Here is a 5,986-nt window from a genome sequence, read left to right as displayed (position 1 = left end):
CCTGCTGAAACGGACCGGAAACGGCTGGGCCATCGCCCTCTACCAAGTCTCCAAACTCGACCCGGACACCACCGGCGAAGACCCCGAGGGCCAGTAAGGGCCGAGGCCGGACATCGAGTGACGGGCTGGCCGGGCCCGGTGAATGGGCCCATGGTGGCGTTCGCGGTGCGGAGGGGCAGCGACCGGTCAAGCACGCGTCTCACAACCAGTACCTCGTCGGCCCGGACAGAGTGGTGGCCGACTGCAGACTCCCACTCGCGGAGGTCGAACAGATGGCCGCGTCACCCTCGACCGACGTGCGGCTTTTCGGCTCCGGGCGGCACACCGCAGAACTCGCGTAACTGACCGTTTGTGAGAGCAGCCGTGCGTGCGACTCTGGCCTTTGCCGTCCGGACGGGAAGGGTCGCCAGGGTGCATGCGCCGATAAGCTCTGCGCTGGCCGAAATGTTGTCAGCGTATGTTGACGTGCGTCGTTTGTCAGCTCATGCTGACTGTATGGAGAAACGGGCGGAGATCGCCGAGAGCGCGGCGAGCGCAGACCCAGATGTGGGCTTGCGGGCGGTGGCGGCGTTGCGGGTGCTGACCGAGGAGCTGGAGGCGCTGCAGGTAGATCGGGCGCGCAGGTCGGGCTGGTCCTGGCAGGACATCGCGGCCCGGCTCGGGGTGAGCAAGCAGACCGTGCACCGCAAGCACGGACGCCGAGTTCGGGGGTTGACATGAGGAGTCAGCGGTTCGACGACGATGTGCGCGCGCTGGTGCGCACGGCGCAGGAACGCGCTCGCACTCTGAGCCATCCCGGGGTCGGGTCCGAGCATCTGCTCTACGCGGTCGCGTACTCGCCCACTCCGGTGGGTGTGGTGGCACGGGAACACGGGCTCACTCCCGGTGGTGTCGCGGCGCAGACCGACCGGTTGCTCGCCCGGCCGCACAGTGTGTTCGATGGAGTGGACGCCGAAGCGCTGGCCACGATCGGCATCGATCTGCAGGCGGTGCGGGAGGCGGTCGAGGCCAGCTTCGGCCTTGGACCGGCGCCCTCATCGCGGAGTCGGCGCCCGCGGGTGCGGCGGTTGCCCGGGCACCTGGCGGTCACCGGGCGGGCACGGTCGTGCCTGGACGCCGCTGTGCACGAGGCCGACCGGAGCGGCGCGGTTCAGGTCGCCGCGCACCATTTCGGCGCCGCGGTGGTCGCGGCCGACACTGGGCTGGTGCCGCCAATCCTGGCGGCACTCGGGGTGTCGGCACCTACGTTGCGCACGGCGATCCTCGATTGCGCCTGCGGATGAGCATGGCCGGGTCTCCTTCGCCCCGTTCTCCGTGGTGGCTGTGGTGGACGGTGGGAACCGCGTTGGCGCTCTGGGCGGGCAGTTGGCGAGTGATCTACCTGGAGGTGACCCGATGGCATCACATGGACTCGCGGCTGCGTTTTACGCCGCCACCCGCGCCGGCCGGTGGCCCACCCTCGTCAGCCGGGCTACCAGTGATCGCGGCTTTGATCGTCGCCGTTGCGGCACCACTTGTCGCAGTGGCCGCGACACTATTGCTGGCAAGGTCAAGGAAACCGGCCCATCGCCGCAGCCGATGACAGAACATCCTTTCGGCTCGATGACAACGCGGTTGGCTGGGAGTCACGGGCAAGTCCGGACGACGATCGTGACCGCGCACGGGGTCGTGCTGCGGCGCGCATTTCTGCGCTGACAACACCGGCCAGCCCGGCGAGAACTTCGACGATGTTCGCTGCCTCCAGCGGCTTCTCAGACAACCGGATAGCCCACAGTAGGGTCCCATCGCGCGTGAACATGTCGATCTTGAATAACCTGCGGATTCTCGGTGGTCTCACGACGATGTCACCAGGATCAGTCTCAACCCCAGTGGCATTTCCTGGTAGTCGAGGACGGCCATCGGAAGAGAAAGCCGGCGTCAGCGGCGATCGTGCCGTTCGGCTGGACCGCGCAGTCGACTGATGCCACGGGCGCTCGCCGAAACGGGGAGCGGGCGTGCTCGCGATCAGCAATATCCGCCGGCCGGAGCTTCGGCTTTGACTACGGTACCGGTGTGATCGACGACCAAGAAGTCAACGGCCACGGCGAGTCCACCATCGCCGTCGTTCTTCCCCCGTTCCACCCCCACTCGCGCAGCTCTCCCGCCAACTTCGCTCCGCACGACCCGGCACGTGCCCGAGCCTTCGCCGAGTCCTTCCCCACCATCGAGGCCGTGCTCGAAGAGCTTCCCCACACCGACGCAATCTCCGCGTCTCCGCATACACGAGCCGACCTGGACCTCGTCGCTGTTGGTTGCTGGGGCAGCATCATCGCCGCCTCCGACTTCGCCCTCGCGGACGATGGCTTCGAATGCACACTGCTCAGCGTGACCAGCGCCCTGGCCGAACGCTACTCCGACGCCCGGATCATCGGGGCGGCAAACATCGACCGCGGGGAAAACCACGACGAGACCGCCATCCACCTGCCCTGTGGACTGAAGCTGCACACCGAAGGCTGGTCCGCCGCCGACCAGTTCCACATCGACGGTGACCCGCACGCCATCGCGCGCGCACTCGGCATCAAGGCTGAAGTCCTCGCTTCGGCCTACATCGACCTCGACGCGGAGCCTGCGACCGTTCCCTGGGAGCACTTCGGCCATCGGGTGCTGGATCCGTACAACCCGTGGGGCTTCGCAGAACTCCAGATGTCCTACTTCCGCGTGCGCCACACCGAAGAAGCCACGCTGCACATGGAGGACATCTGGCTGGCCAGCGCCGACTAGTCGCGACATCACCTTGTGTCGAACCAAATCTCACAGCACTGTCGCACATGACATCCGTGCGACACGGCGCGTGAGATTTCGACATCAGCCGTGAGACCCGACACGGCGCGCGATCACGCGGACCGCTACCGGAAGTCGCGAGACGCCGACGCCAAGGACTTGAGGTCGAGCGGGATCGACACGATTACGTTGGCCATGCCGGTCTCGTGTTCGAGGTCGAGGAACGTGATGCCGCCGGCGGTGGCCGGGCGTTGTTTGTGGGTGACGGCGCCGCCCACCTTGATCCGGGTGCCATCGACGACCGCGAGCAGTTCGCCGGCGGGGATGGCACCGCGCTGGTCCAGGTGGGCGCGCAGGAACTCGATGGGGCGGCGGTCGGCAGTGATGCCGGTGGCCCCACAGGCCCGCTGACGCGAGCTCGAAGGCGCTCATCCCCGGTAGTGCGGGGGCGTCGTGGCCGAGGGGGAGGCCGGGCAGGTGCTCGGCACGAGTCGCGGCGGCGGCCCACAGCGCGGAACGGCGGTCGGCGCTGAGGCCGGTGAACACGCCCGCGGTGGCAAGGGTTTCGACGACGGGCCGGTCGAGCTGCACCTGTTCGGTGAGGTTCCCGATCGAGGTGCAGGGGCCGCCGGTGTCGCGTTCGGCGGCGATCGTCTCGGCGACATCCTGGCCGACCTTGCGGATCTCGGCCAGCCCGAGCCGGATCGCCACACTGCCCTCGGAGGCGGGGTCTTGTTCGAGCGTGGCGTGTGGCAGCGAGGCGTTGAGGTCGGGGTTGTGGGTGGTGACGCCGTGCCGGCGCGTGTCGGCGACCAGCGACTGCGGGGAGTAGAACCCCATCGGCTGCGCGCGCAGCCGCCCGGCGCAGAACGCGGCGGGGTAGTAGCGCTTGAATCAGGCCAAGGCGTACACGAGCAGCGTGAACGACATCGAGTGGGCCTCGGGAACCGTAACCGGACAAGGCGTGGATCTGGTCAAAGATCCGCGCGCGAGCTCGGGGGCACGCAGTTTGCCGCGGCGCCCTCGAAGAACCGGGCCGGCGAGGCGCTCCATCTTTGCGCTGGATCGTTTGGTGCCCACCGCGCGGCGCAACTGCTCGGCCTCGGCGGCGGTGAATGAGGCGACGTCGCAGGCATCTGCATCACGTGTTCCTGGAACAGGTCCGCCCCGAGGGTGCGCTCGATCGCCGGTGCGAGCAGGGGATGGGCGTGCTGCCACTGTTCTTCGCCGCCGCGGCGCCGGATGTAGGGGTGCACCGAGCCGCCCTGGGCCGGGCCGGGCCGGATCAGCGCGACCTCCGCGACCAGGTCGTAGAGGCGCCGTGGCCGCAGCCGGGGTAGCGTGCCGAGCTGGGCGCGGGACTCGACCTGGAACATGCCGACAGCGTCGGCTTCGAACAGCATGTCGTACACGGCAGGGTCGGCCAGGTCGAGGTCGTGCAGTCCGATGTGGACGTCGTGATGCTCGGCGACGAGGTCGATCACGTAATGCAGAGTGGACAGCATCCCGAGGTCGAGCAGGTCGAACTTCGCGAGCCCGATCGCGGCGCAGTCGTCCTTGTCCCACTGCAAGATCGACGTGTCTTTCGCGGTGGCTCACTCGACCGGGACGATCTCGGAAACGGGCGCTTTCGTGATGACCATGCCGCCGGAGTGCACGCCGAGGTGCCGCGGCGCCGCCGCGCGGAACGAAGCGCCACGAGATCCTTGGGCGGCCCGAAGGCGCGCCGATCCGACGTCGGGCACTCAGCGCCTGGTCTCGTACTTGGTCAGGACCACGCCGTCGGGAAACGTCCGGGTCTCCACCAGGGTCAGGTTCACCCAGTCGTCCAGGGCCGTGAAGAACGGCGTGCCGCTGCCCACCAAGACCGGTGCGGTGGCCAGCACGTACTCGTCGATCAGCCCGGCCCGCATCGCCGCTGCGGTGAGTGTGGCGCCGCCGATGTCAAGGGGGCCGCCATCCTCGGCCTTGAGCCGGGTGATCTCGGTGACCGCGTCGCCGGTGACCAGGCGGGTGTTCCAGTCGACCGTGCTGATCGTGGAGGAGAACGCCACCTTCGGCATGTTCTGCCAGCGGCGGGCGAACTCGATCTCCGCCGGCGTGGCGCCGGGCTGCTGGTCGGCGGTCGGCCAGTGGGAACTCATCGTCTCCCACAGTTTGCGTCCGTACAGCGCCAGGCCCGTCGCCCCACCCGGTCGGACCACCACTGGAACAGCTCGTCGCTCGGCGCGCTCCAGCCGAGGTCGTCGCCGGGCGCGGCGATGTAGCCGTCCAGGGTCAGGTTCATGCCAAAGGTCAGTTTCCGCATGGCGTCAGCCTCCCGTGAGTCGGTATCGGCGTACAGACCAGCACGGCGCGGTAAAAATCATCGGTCAGGCCACACCGAGGGCCGGTTGACCACCACGCCAAGCGGATGCTGCGTACGGAAGGGCCCCACATACACCCGACACCACGGCGCCCGGACCGCCATCACCTTGACCAGCGGTGTTGCAGATAACTGTACGGTGAAAATCTTACTAGCCGGAGCCGAAACGTACATGTACTAAGCCCCAGCTAGATCAAGATCAAACCCTGCCAACTCCTTGACGAATAGCAAAGGCCGTGTTGAGGCACGCGAAGGTCGACCCCGTTGGCGGCTGTGAACGCGGCGCGCCCATGCGCCAATCTCATGCTGCTTCGCCCGGCGCCGGCAGGAAGAGTTGATGCTTGGCAAGGGTGTTGTTGAGGTCAAGTTGGTCAAGGCATCTATGGAGGCCTGCTGATCGAGTCGCCTCGGGGGGAGGGCCGTGCCGCGGGGATCCTGGCGGCACACCCTGGCCCGGCATGTTATTCGGTGGAGCGGAGTTCGGTGTTCTGTCGCTGGGCTTCGTGCAGCTGATCTTCGAGGGAGATGATGCGGCAGGCGGCGTCGACAGCGGTGCCCTGGTCGACCAGTTCCCGTACGCGTGCGGCGATGCGCAGCTGGTGGCGGGAGTAGCGACGATGTCCGCCGGCCGAGCGCTGGGGCTCGATCAGGCCGGCTTCATCCAGGCTGCGCAGGAAGTTCTGGGTAGCGCCGAGCATGTCCGCGGCCCGGCCCATGGTGTAGGCGGGGTACTGGTCGTCGTCGAACTTGTCGGCCCCGCCCGAACCGGGGGCGGGGGTCTCGCGTTGGTCAGGAATCATTCCACCTCCACATCACAAGGGACCCCGGATGCCGCGCACGGCACCCGGGGTCCCAGGGGTT

Annotated in this window: 7 protein-coding genes and 2 pseudogenes; 3 read left to right on the top strand and 6 right to left on the bottom strand. The window is 67.7% G+C overall.

What is annotated here, in order from left to right; translation table 11 throughout:
• Positions 1-495 precede the first annotated feature (495 nt).
• From AB0383_RS49955 to AB0383_RS49945, 3 genes are all read left to right on the top strand, one after another.
• Positions 496-720: a helix-turn-helix domain-containing protein gene (locus tag AB0383_RS49955; RefSeq protein WP_364190434.1), complete on the top strand. Its 225-nt coding sequence runs from the start codon at positions 496-498 to the stop codon at positions 718-720.
• Positions 717-1,283 carry a Clp protease N-terminal domain-containing protein gene (locus AB0383_RS49950; RefSeq protein ID WP_366191689.1) on the top strand — a complete coding sequence of 189 codons (567 nt, stop codon included), beginning with the start codon at positions 717-719 and terminating at the stop codon, positions 1,281-1,283. Before AB0383_RS49955 ends, AB0383_RS49950 begins: the two co-directional genes overlap by 4 nt.
• 769 nt (positions 1,284-2,052) lie before the next feature.
• Positions 2,053-2,760: a DUF6333 family protein gene (locus AB0383_RS49945; RefSeq protein ID WP_364190439.1), complete on the top strand. Its 708-nt coding sequence runs from the start codon at positions 2,053-2,055 to the stop codon at positions 2,758-2,760.
• A gap of 125 nt (positions 2,761-2,885) precedes the next feature.
• Here the strand turns inward: AB0383_RS49945 and AB0383_RS49940 are convergent, their stop codons facing one another.
• The 6 genes and pseudogenes from AB0383_RS49940 to AB0383_RS49915 all read right to left on the bottom strand — a co-directional run bounded on the left by AB0383_RS49940 (position 2,886) and on the right by AB0383_RS49915 (position 5,925).
• On the bottom strand, positions 2,886-3,038 hold the full coding sequence (locus tag AB0383_RS49940; protein ID WP_364190471.1) for a hypothetical protein: 153 nt from the start codon (positions 3,036-3,038) through the stop codon (positions 2,886-2,888).
• 295 nt (positions 3,039-3,333) lie between these two features.
• Positions 3,334-3,600, bottom strand: a pseudogene (locus tag AB0383_RS49935) (hypothetical protein); the annotation flags it as partial.
• A gap of 134 nt (positions 3,601-3,734) precedes the next feature.
• Positions 3,735-4,331, bottom strand: coding sequence for a hypothetical protein (locus AB0383_RS49930; protein ID WP_364190441.1), 597 nt, complete (start codon positions 4,329-4,331; stop codon positions 3,735-3,737).
• A gap of 24 nt (positions 4,332-4,355) precedes the next feature.
• A complete protein-coding gene (locus tag AB0383_RS49925) occupies positions 4,356-4,505 on the bottom strand; it encodes a hypothetical protein (protein WP_364190443.1) in 150 nt (49 codons plus the stop codon).
• Positions 4,506-5,068: pseudogene (locus AB0383_RS49920) on the bottom strand (dihydrofolate reductase family protein).
• Between the two features lie 518 nt (positions 5,069-5,586).
• Entirely contained in the window at positions 5,587-5,925 is a 339-nt protein-coding gene (locus AB0383_RS49915; protein ID WP_364190445.1) for a MerR family transcriptional regulator, read from the bottom strand.
• Positions 5,926-5,986: the final 61 nt, after the last annotated feature.

The sequence above is a fragment of the Amycolatopsis sp. NPDC051373 genome (genome assembly GCF_040689465.1).
Lineage (GTDB): Bacteria > Actinomycetota > Actinomycetes > Mycobacteriales > Pseudonocardiaceae > Amycolatopsis.
The sequence above is the reverse complement of the archived record's forward strand: the minus strand, read 5'-3'. Positions and strand labels throughout refer to the sequence as shown.

What these genes read in the sequence shown, in the direction of transcription:
- AB0383_RS49955 (WP_364190434.1), top strand. Translation starts at nt 496, where the DNA reads ATGGAGAAACGGGCGGAGATCGCCGAGAGCGCGGCGAGCGCAGACCCA.
- AB0383_RS49950 (WP_366191689.1), top strand. Translation starts at nt 717, where the DNA reads ATGAGGAGTCAGCGGTTCGACGACGATGTGCGCGCGCTGGTGCGCACG.
- AB0383_RS49915 (WP_364190445.1), bottom strand. Translation starts at nt 5,925, where the DNA reads ATGATTCCTGACCAACGCGAGACCCCCGCCCCCGGTTCGGGCGGGGCC.